The 24,249-nt window shown below is 51.4% G+C and carries 21 protein-coding genes; 3 read left to right on the top strand and 18 right to left on the bottom strand.

Going from position 1 to position 24,249, the window contains the following annotated elements; all coding sequences use genetic code 11:
- Nucleotides 1-178: 178 nt before the first annotated feature.
- From HVE01_RS08845 to HVE01_RS08880, 8 genes are all read right to left on the bottom strand, one after another.
- On the bottom strand, nucleotides 179-1,027 hold the full coding sequence (locus HVE01_RS08845) for a ParB N-terminal domain-containing protein (protein WP_125748472.1): 849 nt from the start codon (nucleotides 1,025-1,027) through the stop codon (nucleotides 179-181).
- 2 nt (nucleotides 1,028-1,029) lie between these two features.
- Nucleotides 1,030-3,039 (bottom strand): polysaccharide biosynthesis protein, encoded by a 2,010-nt coding sequence (locus tag HVE01_RS08850; protein WP_125748475.1) that lies wholly within the window; start codon nucleotides 3,037-3,039, stop codon nucleotides 1,030-1,032.
- 70 nt (nucleotides 3,040-3,109) lie between these two features.
- The gene (locus tag HVE01_RS08855) at nucleotides 3,110-4,249 is read right to left on the bottom strand and encodes a hypothetical protein (RefSeq protein ID WP_125748478.1); all 1,140 of its coding nucleotides are present in this window, start codon (nucleotides 4,247-4,249) and stop codon (nucleotides 3,110-3,112) included.
- Between the two features lie 38 nt (nucleotides 4,250-4,287).
- Nucleotides 4,288-6,105, bottom strand: a complete 1,818-nt coding sequence (locus HVE01_RS08860) for an ABC transporter ATP-binding protein (RefSeq protein ID WP_146943613.1) — start codon at nucleotides 6,103-6,105, stop codon at nucleotides 4,288-4,290.
- 6 nt (nucleotides 6,106-6,111) lie between these two features.
- Nucleotides 6,112-8,370 carry a polysaccharide biosynthesis tyrosine autokinase gene (locus tag HVE01_RS08865; RefSeq protein ID WP_146943615.1) on the bottom strand — a complete coding sequence of 753 codons (2,259 nt, stop codon included), beginning with the start codon at nucleotides 8,368-8,370 and terminating at the stop codon, nucleotides 6,112-6,114.
- A gap of 42 nt (nucleotides 8,371-8,412) precedes the next feature.
- Nucleotides 8,413-9,564: a polysaccharide export protein gene (locus HVE01_RS08870; RefSeq protein ID WP_125748487.1), complete on the bottom strand. Its 1,152-nt coding sequence runs from the start codon at nucleotides 9,562-9,564 to the stop codon at nucleotides 8,413-8,415.
- Between the two features lie 647 nt (nucleotides 9,565-10,211).
- On the bottom strand, nucleotides 10,212-10,664 hold the full coding sequence (locus tag HVE01_RS08875; protein ID WP_125748490.1) for a low molecular weight protein-tyrosine-phosphatase: 453 nt from the start codon (nucleotides 10,662-10,664) through the stop codon (nucleotides 10,212-10,214).
- A gap of 151 nt (nucleotides 10,665-10,815) precedes the next feature.
- Nucleotides 10,816-12,048 carry an O-antigen ligase family protein gene (locus HVE01_RS08880; protein ID WP_146943617.1) on the bottom strand — a complete coding sequence of 411 codons (1,233 nt, stop codon included), beginning with the start codon at nucleotides 12,046-12,048 and terminating at the stop codon, nucleotides 10,816-10,818.
- A 374-nt stretch (nucleotides 12,049-12,422) separates the two neighbouring features.
- On the opposite strand from HVE01_RS08880, the gene HVE01_RS20110 reads away from it, so the two are divergent.
- The 3 genes from HVE01_RS20110 to HVE01_RS08895 all read left to right on the top strand — a co-directional run bounded on the left by HVE01_RS20110 (nucleotide 12,423) and on the right by HVE01_RS08895 (nucleotide 14,061).
- A complete protein-coding gene (locus HVE01_RS20110) occupies nucleotides 12,423-12,659 on the top strand; it encodes a LysE family transporter (RefSeq protein WP_241006839.1) in 237 nt (78 codons plus the stop codon).
- 537 nt (nucleotides 12,660-13,196) lie between these two features.
- A complete protein-coding gene (locus HVE01_RS08890; protein WP_125748497.1) occupies nucleotides 13,197-13,478 on the top strand; it encodes a PepSY domain-containing protein in 282 nt (93 codons plus the stop codon).
- A 13-nt stretch (nucleotides 13,479-13,491) separates the two neighbouring features.
- A complete protein-coding gene (locus tag HVE01_RS08895) occupies nucleotides 13,492-14,061 on the top strand; it encodes a cytochrome b/b6 domain-containing protein (RefSeq protein ID WP_125748500.1) in 570 nt (189 codons plus the stop codon).
- Nucleotides 14,062-14,183: 122 nt separating this feature from the next.
- Here the strand turns inward: HVE01_RS08895 and HVE01_RS08900 are convergent, their stop codons facing one another.
- From HVE01_RS08900 to narI, 10 genes are all read right to left on the bottom strand, one after another.
- A complete protein-coding gene (locus HVE01_RS08900) occupies nucleotides 14,184-16,142 on the bottom strand; it encodes a 2Fe-2S iron-sulfur cluster-binding protein (RefSeq protein ID WP_146943619.1) in 1,959 nt (652 codons plus the stop codon).
- Between the two features lie 93 nt (nucleotides 16,143-16,235).
- Nucleotides 16,236-16,859, bottom strand: coding sequence for a glutathione S-transferase family protein (locus HVE01_RS08905; protein WP_146943621.1), 624 nt, complete (start codon nucleotides 16,857-16,859; stop codon nucleotides 16,236-16,238).
- Nucleotides 16,860-16,993: 134 nt separating this feature from the next.
- The gene (locus tag HVE01_RS08910; protein WP_146943623.1) at nucleotides 16,994-17,902 is read right to left on the bottom strand and encodes a LysR family transcriptional regulator; all 909 of its coding nucleotides are present in this window, start codon (nucleotides 17,900-17,902) and stop codon (nucleotides 16,994-16,996) included.
- A gap of 2 nt (nucleotides 17,903-17,904) precedes the next feature.
- A complete protein-coding gene (locus HVE01_RS08915; protein WP_240645066.1) occupies nucleotides 17,905-18,855 on the bottom strand; it encodes a LysR substrate-binding domain-containing protein in 951 nt (316 codons plus the stop codon).
- Nucleotides 18,856-19,233: 378 nt separating this feature from the next.
- Nucleotides 19,234-20,223 (bottom strand): GTP 3',8-cyclase MoaA, encoded by a 990-nt coding sequence (gene moaA, locus HVE01_RS08920; RefSeq protein ID WP_146943625.1) that lies wholly within the window; start codon nucleotides 20,221-20,223, stop codon nucleotides 19,234-19,236.
- Nucleotides 20,220-20,624, bottom strand: coding sequence for a putative zinc-binding protein (locus HVE01_RS08925; RefSeq protein ID WP_146943627.1), 405 nt, complete (start codon nucleotides 20,622-20,624; stop codon nucleotides 20,220-20,222). Before HVE01_RS08925 ends, moaA begins: the two co-directional genes overlap by 4 nt.
- Nucleotides 20,625-20,676: 52 nt before the next feature.
- Nucleotides 20,677-21,939 (bottom strand): molybdopterin molybdotransferase MoeA, encoded by a 1,263-nt coding sequence (locus HVE01_RS08930; RefSeq protein WP_146943629.1) that lies wholly within the window; start codon nucleotides 21,937-21,939, stop codon nucleotides 20,677-20,679.
- A complete protein-coding gene (gene moaB, locus HVE01_RS08935) occupies nucleotides 21,936-22,514 on the bottom strand; it encodes a molybdenum cofactor biosynthesis protein B (RefSeq protein WP_125748521.1) in 579 nt (192 codons plus the stop codon). Before moaB ends, HVE01_RS08930 begins: the two co-directional genes overlap by 4 nt.
- 35 nt (nucleotides 22,515-22,549) lie before the next feature.
- Nucleotides 22,550-23,389 carry a peptidylprolyl isomerase gene (locus HVE01_RS08940; protein ID WP_146943631.1) on the bottom strand — a complete coding sequence of 280 codons (840 nt, stop codon included), beginning with the start codon at nucleotides 23,387-23,389 and terminating at the stop codon, nucleotides 22,550-22,552.
- A 154-nt stretch (nucleotides 23,390-23,543) separates the two neighbouring features.
- Nucleotides 23,544-24,236, bottom strand: coding sequence for a respiratory nitrate reductase subunit gamma (narI, locus tag HVE01_RS08945; RefSeq protein ID WP_039858452.1), 693 nt, complete (start codon nucleotides 24,234-24,236; stop codon nucleotides 23,544-23,546).
- Between the last annotated feature and the right edge of the window lie 13 nt (nucleotides 24,237-24,249).

Below are 24,249 nucleotides of genomic sequence, written 5' to 3' on the forward strand. Positions count from 1 at the left end.
TTCTCCTTGAAAGCTAAAAGGAGTATCTCAAAAAGCCTACCAGAGGCTTTATAAAGCTCCTTAAAATTTCGATAAAAAAATATAACTCAAAGGCACTAAAGCAAAGCGAACAAAAAAATTCAAAGTAGGACAAAATCACTCAGACAGAATAATTTTTATTAAAAAGCGGTTTTATATATTAATCAAAAAAGTAGTTATCGAATATTTTGAGGGCTGTTTCTTGGCTAAAGAAACCTGAGGTCACTGTCGGCCAAAGGGCAACGTCTTCACGGCGAATAAAGCGCTCAACCCGAATAACAGCCCGCGGCGCTCCTAAAGCACTGATCACCGCGTAACGGTGCTGGCCACCGTGTACCACCCAGCGCCAGCGTCCATCTGAGTGCGTTAAAACGCTTGCGCGGATATCGCCATCAGTGCCGTCATGGCGACAGACTCCTTGATCACGAATCGATTCAAGCACCCGAGCCAAACGTTCAACCTCAACTTCAAGCTTATCTTCGCTGACGGGCCCACAGAACTTCCAGCCTGCGTTAATGCCCAGGTGCCTACCTAATATTCGGGCATTTTCACGTAACTCCGTTCGCTGGCGTTTGGCACTCTTTTCTGCAGCATTGTATGAGTCCCATGGAGAGTAAGCCTGCCATGGCGGTACATCGACTAGCCCACCCGCTTGGTCAGAAGAAACTCCCAGAAACTCGGCGGCATTAGCTGGCTGCCATTCAGCATAGAAAACACGCAGGGCTTCCCGGAGTAAGTCGCGCTCCCTGCCAGGCTTATAAAATGCCTCCTGCATCACATCATTTAGGAAGCGCCGATGACCACTGAGATTAAACAAGCCAAACCCCCATTCCATCGGCGCATCAAGGAGCAGCTCTTTACCAGGATAAAGATAATTTAATTCGAGTGGATTACTCAGATGCCTACGAGCATCCACTGGCCGAAAATGTTTCATCGACTGAATGTGTAGCCCCGCACTTTCGGCCTTTCGGAGCATCCACACTTTGATAGACAATGAGTCGATCAACATTTTTAGCTTTCCTTGGTGACGGGATTAAGTACTTGATTAAGAGCGGAATCGTGTCGGGTTGAGGACGTTAAGAATGGGTTTGTATTTAAGCGTTGGCTCTGGGGTTCGCGGGGCGAAGTTTGGCGCGCTGTCCACACTAAGTCCGCTATCTCGTCTAAGGGGTGATAATCTAGTGGGGCGGACTGTAAAAGTTGACGGATATGCACATGATCAGCTTCGATAAAAGCTTGTTCCAATTCATTTAAAAAGGTTTCAAGCCTTGGCCACTCCCAGAAACGCTCTTTTGAGGTCATTATCCGGTCGTGACGAGTTCTCCTGACGTCATCGCCGATTAATAGCTCTTCGTATAACTTTTCTCCTGGGCGCAAGCCGGAATAAACAATCTCAATATCACCTTCTGGGTGTTCTGCATCTCTCACTTCAAGCCCTGAGAGCCTAACCATATTCACTGCCAAATCCAGAATGCGGACCGGTTCCCCCATGTCGAGAACAAATACCTCGCCACCTTCGCCCATGGCGCCAGCCTGGATAACCAACTGAGCGGCTTCAGGGATCGTCATGAAATAACGGGTGATTTCCGGATGTGTCACATTGATAGGGCCACCTTGTTCAATCTGTTTACGAAACAACGGCACAACAGAGCCACTTGACCCCAACACATTTCCAAAACGCACCATGCAAAAGCGTGTTTTTGACTGCGCATTAGCGAATGCTTGGCAAATAAGTTCGGTCAAGCGCTTGGAGGCCCCCATCGCATTGGTGGGGCGAACAGCCTTATCGGTGGAAATAACCACGAAAGCTTCGACACCGGCTGTCATTGCCGCCTGAGCGAGATTTAAGGTGCCAAAGACGTTGTTACTGATCCCTTGAACAAGGTTAAACTCAACCATCGGTACATGCTTGTAAGCGGCTGCATGGTAGACGGTATGTACCTGAAAGCTATCAAATACTGCTTTGAGGCCACCCGCATGCTGAACCGAAATAAGCAGTGGTTTTAGTTCACAGCGTGAATGGTTCGTTTCAACTACCTGCCTCAACTCCTGCTCAATGGCGTATAAAGCAAATTCACAGTTGTCGACCAGTAATAGGCGTATGGGATTCTGAGCAAGGATTTGACGACATAGCTCACTACCAATTGATCCCCCGGCGCCGGTGACCATAACCGACTTATCGCGAATATTGGCCTGCAGCAACTCAGGGAAGGCAGGCACAGCCTCTCTACCCAATAAATCTTCTAGCGCTACGTCATGAAGCTCGCTGATTTTTGCTCTCCCAGCAATCACGTCTGCGCTACCAGGAATTGTTTTAAGAGGAACAGATAGGCCGGAGAGCCAGTGTAATATTTCACGGCGTCGCCAACGTGGGGCACTAGGAATTGCCAACAGCACCATGGCAGCCTGATACTCTTGCACCAAGGCAGCTAGCGCAACCGGTTGGTGTACTCTCAGCCCTTCAACCATGGCGCCTTCTAGTCCTCGCCAATCATCTACGAAAGCCACCGGTTCATATTCACCACCATGGCGAAGCGCATCAACCAACTCACAGCCAGCGGCCCCTGCCCCATAGATCACGACTGGCTTGCGTTGGCGACGCTGGCTATAGCGATACAGTTCACGTATCAAAAAACGCAGGCTGCCAATCCCTAATAGTAAAAGAAGCGTATAAATGACGATAACGGATAACCCGACAGGGTGTTCAACCATATAACTGACTGGCACCACTAACAGTGCTGACGTCGCGACGACCAGAGCGACGGTTGGCACGGTGACATGGCTCATATAACGAATCACTATTCGATATAGCCCTAGCCAATGAAAAAGCAAAAGGCTTGTTGGCACTAGCAGACCAATCGTCATCCACAGGGAGCCATCTCTTAGTGGCTGGAAGCTTTCCAAGTGAATCATCGTTGCCAGCTGCAAACTGGCCGCTACAATCAAGCCATCCAGCAGGACAAGTACTCTGCGTTTTATCCATCGGGGCGCCACCGACAACGATTTCATTAAGCTATCCATGATTCCCCCGTTATTATTTTTTGCGGGCGTTACGTGTTAGTTATCTAGCCTCATTGGCAATGGTGTTATTTCAAGGGAAATCAGCCATTAGCCGATGATGCGAAGCGGCTATTGCTCCTTGTCGGTAAAGGTGCCAACACAACACTAGCACTAACCAAAATAGTGTCGCGCGCAGGCCATTATGGGTAGTGGAATAGATCAAGGGCCCGGCCACACCCGCCCAGACATACAGCGGCGCTCGTCGTAACGCGATAACGATCGTCAATAGGAAAAGCCCTAGCCCGGGTAGTCCATAGGCAAATAACATGTTGACGAAAGAGGAGTGAATTTCATGTCCATCATAGGGAGCAAAACGCTGACGCTCAGTCTCCCCCGCGCCTAAAATGGCGTATTCAGGGAAGTTCGTTAACCGATCAAACTTACGCTCTTCATAGACGCTATCTACTTTGCTTGGCGCTCTGTCCATGCGCGCTTCTAAGTTGCGCAATACTTGCCCATCCGAGCTGATATTGGCAAGCAAGACACCCAACAATAGCAATGGAAATAACACTAACAAGCGCGCAAAGTGCTTAATTTGACGGGCATTAGCCATGGCCCACCCGATCAGGACTAAAACACCGCCCCCCATTGCGGCAAGCGATGACGCAGCTAAAATTCCCAACACGCCGGCAGCTAGCCCAGCCAGCCCCAAAAGCCTCATACGCGGATGAAAATCATCAAGCATCAATAACACCACCACACCGCATAATGAAAAATAAGCGAGCTGGTTAGGGTTATTGAAACTTCCCGTTGTGCGATTAACTCCCATAGCTAACTGCAGTAACGCCTGACTACCCGCGATCACCAGCGCGATTGCTACGCCATTACGGATTATTCCCGTAGCGCGTTCGCCATATACGCTAAGAAAACGTAATAACGCCATACCCACTAGGAAATTAAACAGGAAAAACAGAGCGGGTCTAAAAAAACTGGTCGCTCCCAAGACCAGCGTCCAGCTAAGGCAAACCAGCAACACCCACAGCACCATCATTGCCCAGCATATGGCGAAAGGGGAAACTTTCAGATGTTTGTCGCCTAGGGACATCACTAACATCACACCGACGAAACCTGTTAAGCCAATATCAGTCAGCTGCGGTCCACCACTAGGGAACAAATAAAGGCTGCTTAATGAAAGGCTCAAAAACAGTAGTAGTGCGCCGATTAGGTTCATGGCGATACCCTTTTATCTATCTTGGAAGAGACGCCTGGCTAGAGATTCGCCATCATCTGGAAGGTATGGTTACGGCTGGCCAAGTCGTCGTAAGTGCCAGCATCAATTACCTGCCCATTCTCAAGCATATAAATGATGTCGCACTCCTTAACAGTCGCTAGGCGGTGGGCAATCATGATGACCGTCATTTGGCCGGAAAATCGCTGAATGTCTTCCATGACACGGCGCTCGGTAATGCCATCCAGCGCACTCGTTGCTTCATCAAACACCAGTACTTTAGCTTGCTGATAAAGGGCCCGAGCGATTCCCAGGCGTTGACGCTGCCCCCCGGATATCTGAACACCGCGCTCGCCTATGCGTGTTTCAAGCCCCTCCGGAAACCTATCCAGCAGATCGTCCAGTTGCGCCATACGTAGCGATTCCTTGACTCTCTCAACATCAATATCCTTACGCTCGATAGCAAAGGCGACGTTTTCGAGGATGCTGGCATCGGATAAGAATATCTGCTGAGGCACAAACCCCACCCCCGCCTGCCATTGCCGTAAGTTCTCATGGGTTAATGGCACACCATCAATCAGTACTTGACCTTGCTGGGGCTCAATCAAACCGAGTAATAAATCCACCGCGGTACTCTTGCCACTGCCAGAGGTTCCAACTAGCCCTACCATCTGATTAACTGGGATCGTTAGCGTGAGCCGATCAAGCGCCAAGGCGCGCGCTCCTGGATAGTCGAAAACCACATTCTGGATTTTTATCTCTTGCCGAGGCACCCAGGGCGTTATTGGCGCTGCAGGTTGAGCATCGCTAACAGCGATATCAGCGTTTTTTGTCTCATCACGACTGGCAATTAAGTCATCACGAATGGCGTTATAAGCGGCTAAGTTACCGCGAATTTTTGTCAGCGAGGTGTATATCTTTTGAAAACCTGGCAGCATTTTAAAACCTGCCAGCGCATAGATAGAGAGTGCTGGCAAAATTGCCCCAAGATTACCCTCATAAAGGTTAAGCAGATAAATCACCAACACAATAACCGAACCAAAAGCTACCAGTTCAATGGCATAACGCGGGGCTTCACTTAGCCCCTGTGTCACTCCTTCACCACGCGCGATAGCATTGCAGGCATTATCAAAACGTGTAATAAAACTCGCCTGTCGATGCAGTAAAAGCAGATCTTTAATACCTCCGAATCCTTCACTCATCAATTTAAAACGCTTGGATTGCGCTTTAGAAATTCGTCTTCCGTTCATAATTAAAAAACGTCGAACCGTTTGGTAAAGCAGTAAATAAGTCCCAAAAAAGACCACCACACCCACTATCGCCACCAAAGGGTTGTAGAGAAAAATAGCTAAGGTCATCAGTGATAGCATGATCAACTTAGCATTCAGCTCCATAACAGGGCTGATGATCTTGAGAGACACACGCTGGACTTCCGCAGATACCTTAGTAGTCAGAGCACTGGTATTGTGATTGGAATGAAACAACCAAGGCTGGTGCAGGTAATAACGGTAGAGGCGACTTGACAGCTCGGCCCCCACTCGAGCGCTGTAGAGCGCTAGTCGCCACGACGTATAGATAGACAGCAGGGCCGCTATTAGCAGAACGCCGAGCACCATGGCACCCAGTAAACTTAAGAAAGCCCTGGGACTTTGCATGCCGGTAACGCTATAAGCCATAGCAAGCCAGCCATCCCCCTGGAGCTTGCTCATATCCCCCACAACCGCCATAAAAGGCCCAATAGCGACAACACCTGCAATTTGTGCCAGCGCCATACCGATAATCAACACTTGGAGCCTCAACAGTTGGCGCCGCTGTTGCTGCGTCAATAACGAGTAGAGTTCGCGCAATTGCTTCAGCATCTTGGATCACCGGTAAGCATAGAGGTAACTGCCATAGTAGCCATGACGGCTATTGGTCGTTTTCTTAACACCGTTTAGGATTGCACCTTTAACATTTACACCAGCGCTTTCCAGGCGGCGCTTAGCAGCCTTAATTTCTCCAGGGGGGTGGCTGTCGAAGCGGACTACCATCAAACTGGTTCCCGCTAATTTGCCCACTACCGTTGCATCGGTTACCGCCAGTATCGGTGGTGTGTCTATGATCACTAGGTCATAGCACTGACTCATGGTTTCAAGGAAATCGTGAAAGCTTTGCTGCATCAACAACTCCGATGGATTAGGCGGCACACTGCCCCGGGCAACATAATCCAGTCCATCTAAGTCGCTATGGCGAACAGCTTCTTCTGCATCAATTCGCCGTGCTAGCAACTCTGAAAGGCCTTTAACGCCCTTGCTATGAAATGCATGGTGCAGATGACCACGACGCATATCAGCGTCAATCAGCAAAACCCTTTGTCCCGCCTGGGCACAAACTGCGGCCAGATTAGCGGCGACAAAGCTCTTACCAACTCCAGGGCTCGCACCGGTAATCATCAAACGATTATTGTCCGACTCGAGCATCGCAAAATAGAGGCTAGTTCGCAGGCCGCGTAACGCTTCCACCGCAATCTCAGCGGGTTTTTGAATTGCCAGTAAGCCTCGAAAAACTTCCTGAACCTTTTTAGAGTGACGCGGGCGAATACGCTCGGTAAGCCCTGCTTGCTCGCCGGAATCAGGCAGCGTTGCATAAACAGGTAACCCCAACTCTTCCAGTTGCTCGGGAGACTTAATCGCACGACTCAGTAACAACCGCACCACCACCAGCATCGTGGCCAGCAACGCGCCTATTAGTGCACTGACAGCGGTTATCAATGGAATACGCGGCGCGATAGTGCCCGGATTGAGAATAGCGGCATCAAGGATACGTACGTTACCCACCGTACCGGCTTTAACCAAGCGCATCTCTTGAAGCTGGTTGAGCAATTGAACATATACTTGCTGATTGACCTGACTGTCCCGAGTCAGACGCAGCACTTCTTGCTGGGTTTCAGGTAATTCATTGACCTGGGAATTGAGACGGTCACGCTCCGCCACGAGTTGAGAACGTTGCCTTAGCAAGGTTTGGTAGTTGGGGTGCGAGGGGCGGTACCGCTCAGCTAAGTCGGCCTCTCTCATAGCCAACTCGCTGAGTTGATTTTCTACTTCCACCACACGGGTGAGAAGATTTTGTGTTTCAAACGTTAAGTCGACCGAGTCACGCTGCGCACGATAATCATTGAGCATTCCCTCTGCATTGGATAATTGGTCCCTAACTTGTGGAATTTGCTCGCTAAGAAAAGCGATTTGTTTCTCTGCCTCTTCTGAATGACGCTGTACGTTCTGAGTGAGAAAAACCCCAGTTAAGGTATCAAGCGTCGGCTGGATTTTGCTGCGATCCGCACCACTGAGCATCAGTTCATAGACGCCTGAATCTGTGCCTTGTGGCATAACCTCAAAACGACTTTCAAGGTTTTTTATCGCATTAAGAGAGGACATACGTGTCAAGTTGAATTCAGCACCAGGGTGGGCCACTGCTTGGCTAATAAAGAGACGATAACCTAACTGATCATCCTGAGCGGTTTCGCCAACGGTGCCGCTAAGCACCTGCTCATCTTCTAGCCATAACTCAAAGTTACCCTCTTCCTTTATGCGCAATAGGTGCTCGCTACCGATATGTTCGTCGGGCACAGAAAAGCGTGAAACACGCACAGCCTCGTTAGCCCACACATAAGGATTTTGCCAACGACGCTCTTCTCCCATTGATAACCAATCGCGCATAAAGGATGGGGTTAAACTGTCGATTAAATCCTGACTAACCCCATGATTGACAAGAAAGTCCCCTATAACTGGCAATCGGCGCGGTTCAACCTTAATCGCTAGGTCTTGCCGTTCAGCTGTTTCTCCCAGCACCATACGTGATCGCAATATTTCGAGTTCCGCAGCGGTAGGGTTCCCAGGCTGCTGTTCACCCAATGACTCCATAAACGCCAAGTTGGCCCCTCGACTCTCTATCTGAACTAACGCGTCAGCCTGATAGATACGCGGCTGAGAGCTGGCATAAAAATACCCTGCCAGGAGAAAAAGCCCTGTTATCGTGACGATAAACCAGCGATGGTCAGAGAGTGTGTCGACTAGCTTGCGCAGATTAAGATCATCGCTTTCCTGGGGGCCAGACGGTGATGAAGGTGGATGAGGAAAGTAATTCATGGCCATGCCTCGCTATTCAGAAATACTTTTCAAAATAGTCACTTAAAGCTCGCTGGCATCATTGGCTACCGTTACAACATTACCCGGCAGATTGACGGATGGCAGCAGCAGAGAAATGACCGAGTTCCAACGAGCCAATGGCGCTGACGTCACGTACACCACATCCTGAGGCTGGAGAGGAAAGCGAGTTCCAAGCAATAACCGGGTAGCATCTCGGATATCTAACTGATAAACAGTGGCAAACTTTTCACTCCCTGCTGGGTTACCCCGTACAACAAAAATTCCCGAAGGTTCTGCACGGCTTTCATTCACACCACCTGCCCTGCCTAATGCATCCGTCAAGGTGATCCGCTCATTGCCAATAGCAATGGTACCGGGACGGACTACCTGTCCCATCACTACTACGTTCTGGTTCTCCATTGTAGGAACATGAAGCAAGTCACCATCACGCAGCAAACGATTCTGTGTCATGTCTCCCTGGCGCATCATTGCATAAAGCGATATGCGCTCTTCGCTACCATTACGGCTCAACGTTACGTTGCGCCAGTCGGCATTTTCCCGTGCTCCGCCTACGGCACTGATGGCATCAAGAATTGTCATCGGCACAATGGTGAGTGGTAATGTGCCAGGATTTTCAACAGCACCACTGATATAAACTTTCTGAGAGTTAAACGCCGCAATGCCAACTTCAACTTGCGGCTCGTTGATCACATTAGCTAGACGCCGAGTAATCAGGTCACGCACTTCATCAAGCGTCATTCCTTCAACCCTGACACGCCCCACGTATGGATAAAACATGGTGCCATTGGGGCGTATACGATTACCGGTTTCTGCTGCGGAGCGCTCAGAACCTGCCGGAATAGTCAGCTCCGGATGGTCATAGACAATCACACTTAAAATATCGCCAGGCCCTACTCGGTACTCATACCCTGGCACCACTGGATTCAATGCGGGAGATGGAACCCGAGAAGAAACATCTCTTTCAAACATCGCATTCACTAAATTTGGGGTGATTTGCTCCACGTCCACACGCCCATCTAGTGATTGTTCAAGGTTGTCCTGATCAATGTGGCCACCAGGAGCCATAGCGCAGCCACTTAGGGCTCCCAGCAGCACGATCAATACGAGATAGTGGACTAGCCGAATGAGGCTTCTTGAAGATTCCACTCTTGCTACTTCATTGTAATTATTCATGGTTGCTCCCATTGCTTTTGTCTCGCCACGCTACCGCCCGAGGATTTTAATCAGGCGTTTCCCAGAGCCTTATTAAACACATCCCAGACGACGTTAATTCGCTATCGCCATGAGTCAGAGCTACCTACTTGGTAATTATTTTTAATGTTACATAAAAATACAAAAAGATTGACTTTATTTACATAGCTACCAGAGGGTGAAATAACTACTACTTTTGGGAGCAATACGACGTACATCAGTGGTAGTAAAAACAGCAAAATTTCTAGGCTGCTAAGGCAGAGAGAAAGGGAGAAGTGGCATTATTTCAAATAATTATTTTTTAAAATCAATAGCTTAAATAAAATTATAATATATAAACAATATTGTCATTAGATTTTTACAATACTTATATATGGGAAACAGGTGATATTTTGAAATCAGCTTGCCATGTAACATTAACGTTACAAACATAGGATTAACTTAGAGTGGGCTTTTATGTGCACAAACTCTTAATTAGAAAACAATCTAGAGATTAATAACTGCTCGCTGCATAGCTAAAACTTAGCGAAACAGCTTGGATGGAAAAGCTTCAGAGGGAGAAATATAGAAGGCCTCCTAGCGAAGCTTGGGGCCTGCTTACCAAGGGGCCCTACTCAATATGGCCGGCATCAACGTAACGTTTTTGGGAGCTTGTCTACCCACAAAAAGCTCGCATCCTTTAACAGCGTATGCACATGCTCAAAGACATCTAGCGTCTTTCTATACGGATCAGGGATATCTTGTCCTTCACCGTCATTCAGCCAGCGACCAAGCAATAGCGTCTTACCCAACGCATGTGGTGCTTGCTCGCCTAGAGCACGGCGTTGGCCTTCCGTCATCACTAAAATAAGGTCGGCTTCTTGAATCATTGGCACTGTCAGCTGGCGTGCACGGTGGTGAGTAACCTCCAGACCATCCGATTCAGCCAGTTGCTGCGCAAACGATGATACGGGCTCACCTTGCAAGGCACCTAAACCAGCTGAACTGATTTGGCAGTTAGGGAGCTGCTGTCTGAGGATTGCTTCAGCGACAGGGCTACGGCAAATGTTACCTGTACAAACCACCAAAATATGCTTGAACATAAGCTACTTATTTCCTTAACAAGAAGCGTGATGTCGAGTCTTAAAATAGCGTGCTTAAATGCACAAACCTGATAGCAAACCGACCCTGTATTCGATACCAAGATGATAGTCATCATAGCCATGGGGTATCGCTATTGTTACCGCCATGGCATTAATTAGCGTATCCAAAGCGACTCTTCTGCGGAAGCTCCTCTGGAATCTGAACCCATAAGAAAGCCTGCCAGCTAGCATATACGGCTATACCTGCTGGGTAAGCGAAAAAAGAGTAGCTCAAACCAAAACATATAAAGGCGACTGTCAACAGTACCCCAGCGACAGAAAAGGACTTACACAGCGGATTTTCACTGCGCAAACCGGGTAGAAAATGCCATAAAGGGACAAGATAAAGTCCCAGTACTACTAACATGCCAAACAGCCCTCGCCTCGTCCAAGCATCCAGCAGATCATTATGCGCATGCCAGTAACTACCCAATTTCGGGCTTAATACTCCTTCAACTTCTAGTGCTTGCATTGCGGATTGATAGCCGTCATGTCCGTAGCCTACGAAAGGATGCTCGCGTATTAACCACAAGGCGCCACGATACATTTCCAGGCGTGCTCCGATAGAGCCAACATCCGCTCCTTCAATATAGTGGTGCACATCAGCTATCGCCTTATTCACTCGCCTTTCCACTCCGCTTTGCGGGATGACGTATGCCACCGCCAATACTGCAATTACGCTGCTGATTCCTATCCAGCGCCATGTTGCTCGCCACTGGTGCGCATAACTGTAGTAAAACACACCCATTGCTAATGGCAGGGCTAACCACCCTCCTCGCGTGCCGGACAGTGCCGATGCCATTACGCCTCCTGCGGCGCCCCCCAGTAACAGCAAAAACCAACCCAAACGTGACTTTCTCTGATGCCAAGCCCAGCCCAACCCAGCCAGGCATAACAGCGCACTCAATAACGCAAAATTACCGAAAAAAATGGAGTGTAACGGTGGATGTCCTGTCGCGCGTGTCAACCCAATCCCAAATTTTTGCCATGCAGCCCATCCACCAGCCCCCATCCCGCTTAACGCCAACCCCGCCCACCAGGCTGCTGGCCGTGGCTTGACAGCACCAATCATCAACACAACCAGCGCCGCTAGCCAAGCGGCTCCTGCCAATGGAAGCGCCTGACTCAAGCTGTCATGCCACATACCAATTAGGGTATCGACCACACCCAGCCCGACGATCAACACTAATAAAAGGTGGTCACTACGCCCACTCGTATAGGCTATACAGTGCCAATTGTGTGTTTTTCTCCAAGCAAGGTATCCCCATATAAAAGCAACCGCCAATCCTAGCCAATAGCCTAAAGGCACCAACAGCGGGAATGTGGTGATCGCGATAGCTTGCATAAAGCATCTGCCTTGTCAGTGTCACCGGGAAGCAATCTCTAGCTTGTTTACACAAGCCCGATTACCTTTTAAGTATGCGAACACAGTTTTTATTATTTATCTGATTACCGACATAGATTGTAGAGGAGCTTCCCAATTAAAAGAACACTATTGATCAGCTTAACCTTATCGATAATAAAACAAGCTGATGATAGATTGATAACAATCAGCCGGCCATATTGGCTAATAAAGCTGAGTAATATCAGACATACCTGATTACTAATTTAATTATCTTCAAGAGACATAATTCTAAGCGTGGCGATACTCATCGAATACTTGCTAGCAGCCAGCTAACAACATGACAAAACATGCCTGCGCTTTGGCGACAATTGTTTATGGTTGGGCTCAGCAACCCCAAGGCGATTCTATTTTTCTCCTCGCCGTTGCCACAGTTTATAAGCTCTCAACAGAATTCACACATCGCGATTTTACTTCCACTAATTCTGTTGTTTATATTCATCAAACTAATCGTTTCGAGCGCTTACGCTTTAGCCGCACAAACCATGGCGTCTCCACAACCAGTACGGGTACTCGGTGTGCAAGAAATTCGCTGGTTGCTGGAGCATACATAGCACTTTGATCATCGCCGCTGAGGCCGGACGCATACCCGTGGAATGCTGCAAGGATACTAAAGACCTGTAAGATGTTGAGGCTGAGATCGATAAGAACCTATGCGGTAGCCTACTTGCATATGAATTACAGGCGGATTTTTTAGTTATCACCACCGCCGTATCAGCCGTCTTCCTAGGCTAAGTAAAACCTACCCAGAACGCCCTCGACAAAGTAACGTCCCAGGATTCAAGCCAATACGACTTCGCTGCAGGATCAATGGGACCAAAAGCCGAGGCAGCCTGGAGCACAGGTCTATGCTGCCAGCACAGGAAATGTGATTAGCAGTGCTCGCTTAACGCTTGTTGGAATGAAGCCATATTGCGTTAACTATTCACTTATCTGCCAATCCGGTGCCAAAGAAACGTTCTCAATAAACAGTTTTTTTGCTGCTTATCTTTTTTTAAGCCTGCCATAAGTTGGCTCATTTAAGATGATCCATGTGCCAATCGACAAATATGTCTTGCACAGTCACTCCTCATTGAAAAGAGATATTACTTATGCGAACTCACATCACTAAGATTATAACATCGGCATTGCTACTGACTGCTAGCACGGCTGTACTGGCCGAGACTCATTGTACTGATGCCCCAAGTGACGAATGGATCAGTCAAGCTGATATGGAAGAGCGTATCAGCGAAATGGGTTACGAAATCAAAGAATTTAAGGTCACAGACGGAAACTGCTATGAGATATACGGTTGGGACGAACAGGAACGCCGGGTAGAGATCTATTTCAACCCCGTAGATGCCAGCATCGTAAAGCAGGAAGTCGAAGACTAATCAGGAGGTTACCATGGCCGATAATACCCTTATCCGTGTTTGGGACCCGCTAGTCAGGTTAGTACATTGGGCTTTAGTAGCTGGCATAGCCGTCAACCTATGGCTAACCGAAGAAGGGAGCGATATACATCAATGGATCGGTTATGCCTTGGTGGCATTAATCGCCGTGCGCATCCTTTGGGGGTTTATCGGTCCCTGGAGCGCGCGATGGCGTAGCTTTTGGCCTACCATGAGCCGACTTCAATGCGCGCTGCGCGGTCGGCACAGTAAGATAGAGCAAACCAGCATTACCCACACACCGTTGGGTGCCATCATGATGCTGGTGCTGCTTGGGCTAATACTCGGTCTGGGACTTACGGGCTATATGATGGAAGAAACCGATCGTTTCTGGGGGGTGGACTGGGTTGAAGAAACCCACGAGTTCATGGCCAACGCGATTCTTTTTCTAGTACCACTGCATGTATTGGGTGCCGTGGTAGAAAGCATCAAGCAAAGCGATAATTTGATCGCAAGCATGTTGCATGGCTATCGCCGCCGCCCTACCCCTAACCCCAACGCTAAGGCTCATGATGTCCAGTCTTAAGATGCTGGCAAGACTATGATGGGTCACGCGTTAATTTTGCACGAGTGGCCTTTTCATGACTTTTCACGACAGCAGCAATCTCGTTTGATCCAGATAGGTAGGATCAAAACCAACAAGCGTGGTCAGCGCATGGTATCAATCACAAGCTTCCCCGAGCGCGCCGCTGGACGGGCACTGCATAATAGAACTTTCTCCTTGGGTGCTGATACGCCCTCCGGGTAGGTCACTTCACCCGCTTTCAATGTGCACGCGCACTCTCCACAGCTACCGCTGCGGCACGCATAGGTGGGTTGTAGTCCTGCTTTCTCAGCGGTTTCTAACAGGCTTTCGCCAGGCTGCCATTGGGCAACCACACGTTGATGGGTAAAGCTAACGTCTATTGGCTGTTCGGCGACAGGCGCTGTATATGCCTGCGTTAGCGCCGAAGGGCCGAATGCTTCCGTATAGATCTGTTCGGTCAAAAACCCAAGCTCTAGCGCCTCCTGATGGTAGCGCTGAACAAAAGTGGCTGGGCCACAAAGATACAACTGCAACGTCGACAACTCGTGATCAGCAACAACCTGTTGCAGTGAAACCCGGCCTGGAACCCAGCCATTAGGGGCAGCATCTGACCCCGTCACGTGACGCCGCAAATGTAGTCCTCGCGCCTGTAGGTCGAGCAGTTCCTCGCCGAAAGGAGCCTCAGCAACCTCGCGCACGCTCTGAACCAACGTCACCGGACCACGACCTGCATCGGTTAACTCATGGGCTAGGCTGATTAAAGGCGTAATACCGATACCACCACCCAGCAGCACCCAATGGGCGCGCTTCGAGCCGCTGACCACCGCAGTAAACGCCCCCATTGGTTGACTGACGGCTAGCTCCGATCCCACCTTTAGCGCTTTATGTAAGTAACGCGAGCCTTCACCGTCTGCCTTGACACTGATGCGATAGCTTGCTTGGCCGCTACTGCCTGATAGCGTATAGCTGCGCACTAGCGGGGTTCCATCTAAGTACGGTACATGCAGCGTAATGAATTGCCCCGCGCTAAAGGGTGCCAACGCTTCGCCCTGTAAATAAAAAGAACGAATCTGAGGCGTTTCGCATACCACATCCACCACCTGAACGCGCTGCAGAGAGGAAGGGGCAAGCATCTGCCAAGGCCCAAGAGCGCTCGCTTCAACGGCTACTTCACTGGCATGGCTGCGCCAGCGCATGATGCCCGGCCGCCATACGATATGTCTCGGCGTCAAGCACCAGTAACGCTCAGCACCGGGGTAATGCGCCCCCGCTGCTTCCTCATCCACCAACCGTGCCTCGCCGGAGAGGTGCAGCATATCTCCACTGACGAAATCAGGTATTACCAAGGCAGCACGACCGCTGGCCAATACATTACCCAGCGTGTTGAAGAAGCGGTTGCCCGAAAAGTCTGGCAGGATCAGATCAGCCCCCCGACGACGAATGAAGCCCGCTCGACCACCACGATGGGAAGCATCTACCTGAAGGCCCTGCTCGGTATGCGCGTAGCTGCCTACGAAAGCCGTGAGTGCCCGATCAATATGCGCCAGCACCAGCTCAGGTAACTGATCGAGAGTCGAGTCGCGCATGGCAAGCACGGTGCCCGGCTGAGGCAACACCGGCTGCATTGCTGACCAGTCATGGATGTACTGGGGGCAATTGCCAAAGGCGTGGGTTACCTCAAGATGCCATTGGCCGTTTGAGCCCCGCAATAAGCCGTTTACCCGGTTACGGCGGCGCGTGTGTAGCTCGATACCCAGTAGTCCAAGGCTTGCACCGCTGCTAAGCAAGGGTGCAAGGGGATCCCCCGAAGGCGGCGCTACGTTTAACTCGAGCCGGCCTTCATCAGACGCACCAACAAACCCCGGCGCCCCCTCCAATAGAGTCACCCAAGGCCAGCCCTCAGCATCCACCGCTGCTGCCGCCACAAACGGCAACTGAGGAAAGAAGTGCTGAAGCTGTGGCGTTAAGAAGGGCCGCATCACTTTGCTGCCAATCTCTGCCATTTGTTGCTCCGCCCCGATTAAGCGCTGTAGGGTGAGCTCGCCCGCATGCCATGGGCTATTAGTTTCGAGATTACTCACTCTCGACTCCTGACGGGAAGATAACCCGCTCCGTGCTGAGATGCTGTTTAGGCTGGCTTAGCTAGTTAGTCTGTCTTAGCTAGTTAGCCTGACTTAGTTAAGTAGCCCTACCTTGGTAACGCCCATTGGCACGAAACCTTCCAGCGCTTCGATACGCTGAAGCCAGGCGCGAATATGCGGGTAAGGTTCCAGCGATACATTGCCTTCCGGCGCGTGAGCGATGTAACTGTAAAGAGAAACCTCAGCCAGAGTGGCTTGGTCGCTCGCCAGGAAGGGCTGCTGTGACAAATGCGCATCAACAATTGCAAATAGCTCATGCGCATCGGCAATCAGTGGTGCAGGGTCGAACGGGGCATTAAAGACGGTGACCAAGCGAGCCTTCATGGCCGAATTTGCCAACGGCCCAGCCGCCACGGATAACCAGCGCTGCACTTGAGCTTGTTTCAACGGGTCATTCGGCAGCCAGCGACCAGAACCATAGCGCCGTTCGAGATAGACCAAAATGGCATTGGAATCCGACAGAATGACGCCTTGGTCATCGAGCACCGGTACCTGGGCGAAGGCGTTCAGATTTAAGAAAGGCGCTGCCTTATGCTCGCCTGCTGCGAGATCGACATCGATAAAGGTGGCAGGCAACCCGAGCAGCGAAAGCATTAATTCGATGCGGTGGCAGTGACCGGAAAGTGCGTGACGATAGACCTTAATAGCGTTAGACATGCTTGGCTCCTTAATTAGCATCTTTAAGAACAGGTGAGTTTCAGTGTAGGAAGCGACATCACCTATCCTGAGCCAAAACAGGAGCGGCAAGAATAATGATTTCAATCAATAGAAAATTGCGTGAAATGAAATAATCAATCTAACAACTGTGCCCGCAACCAGGGGGTCGCTAGCTCCAAAAAAGCCATAACGCTGGCGGGAGCCCGCAGGCCAAGAGCGTAGGTTAACGCCAGAGAATCAGCCGCTGGCCAAAGGGGGCCGAGGACAGGCTCAAGCAGACCCTGTGCGCAAGCATGACGCGCTTCTAAGTGATAGCAGCGTACGATGCCAGCTCCCTCAATGGCCGCCCGCAGCGCCGCGGTACTGGTGCTAATACTTAGTCTGGGCTGAAAGCGGAGGGTGTGGCCTTCGGCCAACCGCCAAATCGGTGCCTGCCCCTCTTCCGGACAGTGAATGAGCGCGTGGCGAGCCAAGGCTTGCAGGCTATCAGGCCGCCCTGCTTTATTCAGATAACAGGAGCTGGCAAACAGGCCAGTGCGTAAGTCGCCTAGTGATCTGACGTACACCGTTTCAGGAAGAGATCCCCGCATTAGACGGATGTGGATCGGAGCCGCCGCGTCTACCAGGTGGTGATACTCATCAGCTTGCAGGTATACCTTTAACGCTGGATGTGCCGCTTGCACCCTCAACACCAACGGCAATAGTAGTGGTTCTATTAACGCCTGGGGCGCCTGCAAACGTAACGTGCCGCTGAGTTCAAGGTGCTCCTGGCGGGCGTTGGCTTCAGCGTCGGCAACGGCGTGAATCAGCGCGTCGGCATGTGCGTTCAATCGCTCGCCCGCTGGCGTCAATGAACTGCCTTGAGTTGAGCTAATGACTAAAGCAACCCCCAGACGCTGCTCCTGCGCACGAAGCAAGCGGTGAAGCTTAGGTGCCGAGAAGCCACTCGCGTCAGTTGCGGCCTGAACACTGCCGTGTTTGGCAACAGCAGACAGCGCCATTAATGCCTCAAAATGCAGTGGTGATTGTGGGGAGAACGCCATGGTCAGTCACGATAGCCAAGCGCTGGGTCGGCACGTAGCCGCTCGGCAAGCAAATCAACGAAAGTACGTACACTGGCGGCGCGGCCACGACCCGCTGTTACCCAAATATTAATGGGAATGGCTGGTGGCTCAAAGCGCGTTAACACGCGCCGTACTCTGCCTTCCGCTTCGCTGGCAGCCGCCTGATAGGACAACAGCCGAGTAAGTCCAGCACCCGCCTCAACCGCCGTTAACGCCGCGTGAATGGCGCTGATGCGCAGCCGCGGCGATGGCGAAACTTCAATACGTTTACCGTTCTCCTCAAACCACCAATGGTTGCCGAAATGGCTGCCTTCAGCCACCACCGTGGGCAGCGCCTCCAACTCATGCGGGTGCTGCGGCTCGCCGTGCTTTACTAACCATTCCGGGCTGGCACAGACTACCTGCCGCACTTCGCCGACAGGCACGATTAAGTGCTGGCACTCCTTGGGCACATGCCCGATTCGCACCGCCACATCGATGCCCTCTTCCTGCAAGTTAACCGGCCGATCAATCAGCTCGGCGCGAACCTGCACGTCAGGGTATTGTGCTAAGTAGTTAACGATCTGCGGCGTAACGAAGTACTCGCCGAACAGCACAGGCGCAGTTACGCTTAAAAGCCCACGTGGAGTGAGATAGCTGCCGGTAGCTGAGGCTTCGGCCTCAGAAAGTTGCGCAAGTACCTGTTGAGCATCTTCCAGATAACGACGCCCCGCCTCGGTCACGCGCACCTGTCGCGTAGTACGCTGTAATAACGCAACGCCCAAACGCGACTCTAGTGCTGCGACCGCCCGAGTAACCCTAGGAGGTGACAACTCAAGCTGGCGCGCGGCGACCGAAAAGCTTTCCAACTGCGCCACGGAAGCAAAAATGCGCATTTCTTCGAACCTGTCCAAGGCAGCTCCACGATCGATAGTAGAAATCACTCTCAACATTCTACACACCTGCAAGGTGCCAAGGCAGTTGGTGCATTACTATTTTTATTTAAGCCTTAAGGGCAAACCAATGGTTCCAATGAAACTGTCAGCGACGACTCAGCGATCCACACGTTTTAGCGTTAAGCACCAGAAAAGATAGAGAAGTTTTTTACATAGCGTGACGAAGCTTGCGACTATACCTGACACCCCATTTCGTAGAATTACTTCAGAAATAGGTCATGTCACGAAAAAACCGTAGATATATGATTTTGGTTGGAATTTATGTCAAAAACTTGGCAGCGACAGCAGAAATTTGTCGTTTCCACTTATTAATGACATAAAATAAAATGATCGCTCACTATAGTAATAAAGTTCCGTTATTAAAAAACAGTAACATTAGCCTCCCGTTACATTCATAAACCTCACTACCTGAACCTCGCCATCGGTCGTAAAGTGGTGCCGCTCAGGCTTTTTCGTCATCGCCCCCACAATGGCTGATTTTAGGCGCTGGATCTCCCCCGGATAACGTCGCATTACGGCGCGTAAATCTACCGAATGCTCATTGCCCAAGCAGAGGAGTAGCCGCCCTTCCGCCGTCACTCGAACACGATTACAGGCAGCACAGAAATTGTGGCTATGGGGAGAGATAAAGCCAATCCGCGACTGGCTGTCTGCCATGCGATAATAACGGGACGGCCCTAGGGTGGTCTCGGTGGTGGGTAGGAGTGGGTAATGGTTTTCGATGGTCTCGCGTACCGCATCGGTAGAAAGAAAGGTTTCACCACGGTTATGCTCGCTGATAGCGCCCAGGGGCATTTCCTCAATAAAGCTAATATCCACTTGTTCATCCCGGGCAAAGTTTACCAAGTCGATAATTTCGTCGTCATTACGCCCCTTAAGCAATACAGCGTTGAGCTTAATCGACTGAAAACCAGCGAGGCGTGCGGCACGGATACCCGCGATCACTTGGTTTAAGTCACCTGTTCGGGTTAATGCTTTAAAACGCTCGGGCTTGAGCGAGTCCAGGCTAATATTGAGCCGATGTAGCCCGCCTTGGCGCAAAGCATCGGCATGTTTGACCAGCCCTGAACCATTGGTGGTCATCGCCAGCTCGCGCAGGCCCTGCAATTCAGCGAGTTTTTGCACTAGCGTTAGAACGCCCTGGCGTACCAGTGGCTCACCGCCAGTTAGACGGATTTTTTCCACGCCCAGCTCGACGAATGCCTGGGAAAGGGTGGCTATTTCCTCAAGGGTCAGCAATTGGGCTCGAGGCAGGAAGGTCATCTCCTCGGCCATGCAATACACACAGCGAAAGTCACAACGATCAGTTACCGATATGCGCAGGTAACGCACCGTACGGCCAAACCCATCGACTAGCGCACTCATTTTTCGGGCTCCTCTTGGGAACTGGCATTAACGGGCAGCCGAGCAATGAGTCCTTTTACCTCAGCGGTCACTTCGATGATTGTTTGCTCATCATAAAACTGACCCCGCCGCTTGCGCAGGCCGTTTTCATATAGCTTTACGTGCTCTGTGGGTACCACATCCGCGTTGGCGAGACAGTGGCTGGCACAGTGCATCTGGCACCCATCAATGGCTACGATAGGCCGCCCAGAGCGGGTAATGCGCACCAGGCCGGGCACACCACCACCGACACCGGCAATGCACGACATTTCTGCCTCGCCTGCATGATCAAGTCGAAGAGCAACACTATTGGCAAGTTGCGCAACATCAGAGCAGCCGGAACAAGCATAAATCAGTGCTCGGGGTTTGTGATGTGAAGACATACCCTCTCCTATAAAAAGCTGACGAGGTCAGTGGTCACGACTGAAAAGTGATTCAAGCGGCGAACTGATTGATGGGGTAGTAGTGATACGCATCCCCTTCTGCCACCTCGATTTCGGGGTTAATCATTAAATAACCATCAGCTTGGCTAGCCGCACCAAGCATATGCGAGCCCTGCCCGCCCGCTAACTGCGCCACGGGACTCCCCTGTGACCAATCCAACACTACCCGTAATAGCTCACAGCGCCCTTTGGGCCCACGCTTAGAGAAGCCTGCCTTGACTGGAAAACACTGTAGCGAAGCTAAGTGTCGTCCCTGCATAGCATGAATAAACGGCAGCGCCAGCAGTTGCCAGCCCACCAGGGAGGCCACGGGATTACCCGGCAGCGCCATTAACGGCGTGCAAGTGGAAGGCTCCGCGCCTAGATAACCGAATGCGAAGGGCTTTCCGGGTTTCATCGCAACACCATGAAAATGTAGCCCACCGCGCTGCTCGATCACCGGACGAACGTGATCCTCCTCGCCTACCGAAACGCCACCAGTGCATATCACCACATCTGCAATGGTTTGTGCGTGCTCAAAGGCCTGATGCAATGACTCCGGCGAATCAGCGATGGCACCCAGATCCACTACATCGCACTGCGCTTGTGCTAGCAGTACGTTAAGCATGGCGCGATTGCTGTCGTATACCTGTCCCGGAGATCGTACCGTGCCTGGGGCAATCAGCTCATCGCCGGTTGAAAGCAATGCCACCCGTAGGCGCCGCTTGACGGCAACGATATTGATCCCGTGGCTTGCCAAAAGCGCAATCGACGCTGCGTCAAGAAACTTACCAACAGCGAGTAGCGGGGTTCCCATGCGGGTCTCCTCGCCTTGACGGCGAATATTAGCGCCTAGCACCAAGCTATCCTCAAGGTGTATATGCCCACGCTGATCAAGGGTTACCCGCTCTTGAGGCACCACAATATCCGCCCCTATGGGTACCGGCGCGCCGGTAAAAATACGCGCGCAGCCCCCTTCGGCTAGCAGCATGACACCTGCGCCAGCCGGCACGCGCTGGAGAATGGGCAGGCCGGCACCGCGAGGTGCCGTTTGGTAATCAGCCAGACACAGCGCGTAACCATCCATAGCGCTATTGTCCACACCTGGCATATCGAGAGGTGCCACTACCGTTTCTGCCAGCACTCGCCCCGCCGACTGTTCAAGGGAGACATTTTCTACGCCATTAATCGGCGTGGCTGTGTCGATAACTCGTTGGCGTGCATCAAATAAGCCTAACAACCCAGGCGTGACTATGTCTGCGCAGCGACAGTTCATAAGCACTCCGAAACATGAGAGGTCGTTTCTACTTGACGTCCACTACAAGCAGGCGCAGAAGGCAACACCATTGCGACAAAGTTGCAGGGCCGAGTGCGGGAGTCCAGCTGCAATGAGATGATTTTGTCCCACGCCAATTCACATGCCTTGGGCGAACCGGGCATCGCAAACAACAGTGTCTGGTTGGCAACCCCCGCTACCGCCCGAGATTGAATAGTCGACGTGCCAATCGTTTGCAGAGAGTAGTAGCGAAACAGCTCGCCATACCCCTCAATTGCTTTGTCAAAAAGAGGAACTAGCGCCTCAGGTGTGGTATCGCGAGCAGTGAAGCCCGTACCGCCATTCACCAGGATCGTCTGAATCTCTTTACGCGCAATCCATTCCGACACCACAGCGCGAACCTGATAAATATCATCAGGCACGATGCGCCGCTCCATTAGGTTATGGCCGCTTTCAATAAGATGCGCGGCGAGTAAGTCACCGCTGCCATCTTGATCGAATCCACGCGTATCGGAAACGGTTAACACCGCGATGCCAAGCGGAATGAAAAGAGCATCTACAGGAACATGGGACATCAAGCCTCTCCTATTAGCTTTTCTATTGCATCAAACTATTGCATCAAGCTGCCGCCAGCATCGTCATTCAGCACAATCCCTTCGACACCTATTTCGCTCTCTAACGCCAGCAAATAGTGACGCAGCGCGCGTCGAGTTGCCTGTTCCCGCAGACTATGGCGCACCCGGTCAATCACTTGATCGAAAGGTAACGCCCGCCCTTCTCGTCGTTCGTCAATACTGATCACGTGCCAGCCATAGCGGGACGCCAGGGGGCGCTCATGGAGACCTTCGGGCAGGTGCTGCAAAGCGCGATCCAGCTCTGGAACGGTTTGCCCCGGCACTAACCAACCCAAATCACCATCCAGCTCTTTTGAAGGGCACGCTGAGTGGTGTCGAGCAAATTCGGCAAACCGCTCGGGTATCTGATTAAGCTGTTCGAGTAGCTTCTCACCAAGCTGGTAAGCGTCGTCGCGACCCTGGGAATCATCGGGTGCGGCCGCAAGCAAAATATGTCGAACGCGTAACTGCACCGGTTCACTGAAGCGCTCACGGTGGGTGTCAAAAAAGCGCTGGCAATCGGCTTCCTCCGGTTCCGGCACCTCAAGCTCCTGTTCAAGCAAAGCAGCAATCGCCGCATCTTCCTGCGTTTCGCTAATTTCCTGTTCTCCGCCAGCGTCCTGTGTCGATAGTAGCCCCAGAACGCTTGCGCGCTGGCGAAGCAGCTCTCGAACCACCAACGCACGGGCGGCTTGAAGCTGAGCCTCCTCCGCCGTTTCGGCGGGGTGATACTGCATCTCCAACGCAATCGTTGCTTCATCAATAGGGGTGTCACCGACACGTATCGGAGGCGCTGCAACGCCCCCCGGTAGCTGTTCGATATCAATCATCTGCATGTTATTTCTCCTCTATATAAAACCGAGCGTGCGAAGGCCAGACTAGGCGGAGATCGGAGAAAAAGCGGAGTTTACGAGTTTGTAAATGAGCATTTTGATTGAACTCGCACACGAGCCGATCTCCAACAACGTATGGCCGAGCAGTAGCCAGTTTTTAGCCGCGGCGGCGGACAAGCTGATAACGCCGGGTTACATAACCAAACGGCGCGCTCCACACATGCACCAAGCGCGAAAACGGGAACAGCAGGATGATGGTTAAGCCGATAAAGATATGCAGTTTGTAGATCCACGACACTTCCTGCATGTAATCCGCCGCGCCGCCGCTGAAGAACACAATCGACTGCGCCCAGCTGGAGAGTGTCAGCATCATTTCGCCGTCCATATGGCCCAACGAGAAGATGATAGTCACCATACCCAGGCATGCCTGTAAGACAATCAAGCCCAGGATCAAGGTATCCATCATGCTCGACGACGCCTTTACGCGCGGGTTGGCCAGGCGGCGATAGAGCAACATGGCACCACCCACTACGCACATGGCACCGGCAATACCGCCCACCACGATAGCCACTAGCTGTTTAGTACCGGCGTGCAGGAAAGGTTCATAAACCCAGTGCGGTGTCAGCATGCCCACCAGATGGCCGAAGAAAATCACGATAATACCGATATGAAATAGGTTGCTGCCCAGGCGCATATTCTTTGAAGAGAGCATCTGGCTAGAACCGGTCTTCCAGGTGTACTGGCCATGATCAAAGCGGAGCAGGCTGCCAAGCAGAAACACCGTGCCCGCGAGATAGGGGTAGTAACCGTAGATCAGGTGGGTTAAGTAGTGCGCAATCGCGTCATACATGGTGATTCTCCTG

Origin of the sequence: Vreelandella venusta, from assembly GCF_007989605.1 — a bacterium.
Lineage (GTDB): Bacteria > Pseudomonadota > Gammaproteobacteria > Pseudomonadales > Halomonadaceae > Vreelandella > Vreelandella venusta.

What these genes read in the sequence shown, in the direction of transcription:
- HVE01_RS08845 (WP_125748472.1), bottom strand. Translation starts at nt 1,027, where the DNA reads ATGTTGATCGACTCATTGTCTATCAAAGTGTGGATGCTCCGAAAGGCC.
- HVE01_RS08850 (WP_125748475.1), bottom strand. Translation starts at nt 3,039, where the DNA reads ATGGATAGCTTAATGAAATCGTTGTCGGTGGCGCCCCGATGGATAAAA.
- HVE01_RS08855 (WP_125748478.1), bottom strand. Translation starts at nt 4,249, where the DNA reads ATGAACCTAATCGGCGCACTACTACTGTTTTTGAGCCTTTCATTAAGC.
- HVE01_RS08860 (WP_146943613.1), bottom strand. Translation starts at nt 6,105, where the DNA reads ATGCTGAAGCAATTGCGCGAACTCTACTCGTTATTGACGCAGCAACAG.
- HVE01_RS08865 (WP_146943615.1), bottom strand. Translation starts at nt 8,370, where the DNA reads ATGAATTACTTTCCTCATCCACCTTCATCACCGTCTGGCCCCCAGGAA.
- HVE01_RS08870 (WP_125748487.1), bottom strand. Translation starts at nt 9,564, where the DNA reads ATGAATAATTACAATGAAGTAGCAAGAGTGGAATCTTCAAGAAGCCTC.
- HVE01_RS08875 (WP_125748490.1), bottom strand. Translation starts at nt 10,664, where the DNA reads ATGTTCAAGCATATTTTGGTGGTTTGTACAGGTAACATTTGCCGTAGC.
- HVE01_RS08880 (WP_146943617.1), bottom strand. Translation starts at nt 12,048, where the DNA reads ATGCAAGCTATCGCGATCACCACATTCCCGCTGTTGGTGCCTTTAGGC.
- HVE01_RS20110 (WP_241006839.1), top strand. Translation starts at nt 12,423, where the DNA reads ATGGTTGGGCTCAGCAACCCCAAGGCGATTCTATTTTTCTCCTCGCCG.
- HVE01_RS08890 (WP_125748497.1), top strand. Translation starts at nt 13,197, where the DNA reads ATGCGAACTCACATCACTAAGATTATAACATCGGCATTGCTACTGACT.
- HVE01_RS08895 (WP_125748500.1), top strand. Translation starts at nt 13,492, where the DNA reads ATGGCCGATAATACCCTTATCCGTGTTTGGGACCCGCTAGTCAGGTTA.
- HVE01_RS08905 (WP_146943621.1), bottom strand. Translation starts at nt 16,859, where the DNA reads ATGTCTAACGCTATTAAGGTCTATCGTCACGCACTTTCCGGTCACTGC.
- HVE01_RS08910 (WP_146943623.1), bottom strand. Translation starts at nt 17,902, where the DNA reads ATGGCGTTCTCCCCACAATCACCACTGCATTTTGAGGCATTAATGGCG.
- HVE01_RS08915 (WP_240645066.1), bottom strand. Translation starts at nt 18,855, where the DNA reads ATGTTGAGAGTGATTTCTACTATCGATCGTGGAGCTGCCTTGGACAGG.
- moaA (WP_146943625.1), bottom strand. Translation starts at nt 20,223, where the DNA reads ATGAGTGCGCTAGTCGATGGGTTTGGCCGTACGGTGCGTTACCTGCGC.
- HVE01_RS08925 (WP_146943627.1), bottom strand. Translation starts at nt 20,624, where the DNA reads ATGTCTTCACATCACAAACCCCGAGCACTGATTTATGCTTGTTCCGGC.
- HVE01_RS08930 (WP_146943629.1), bottom strand. Translation starts at nt 21,939, where the DNA reads ATGAACTGTCGCTGCGCAGACATAGTCACGCCTGGGTTGTTAGGCTTA.
- moaB (WP_125748521.1), bottom strand. Translation starts at nt 22,514, where the DNA reads ATGTCCCATGTTCCTGTAGATGCTCTTTTCATTCCGCTTGGCATCGCG.
- HVE01_RS08940 (WP_146943631.1), bottom strand. Translation starts at nt 23,389, where the DNA reads ATGCAGATGATTGATATCGAACAGCTACCGGGGGGCGTTGCAGCGCCT.
- narI (WP_039858452.1), bottom strand. Translation starts at nt 24,236, where the DNA reads ATGTATGACGCGATTGCGCACTACTTAACCCACCTGATCTACGGTTAC.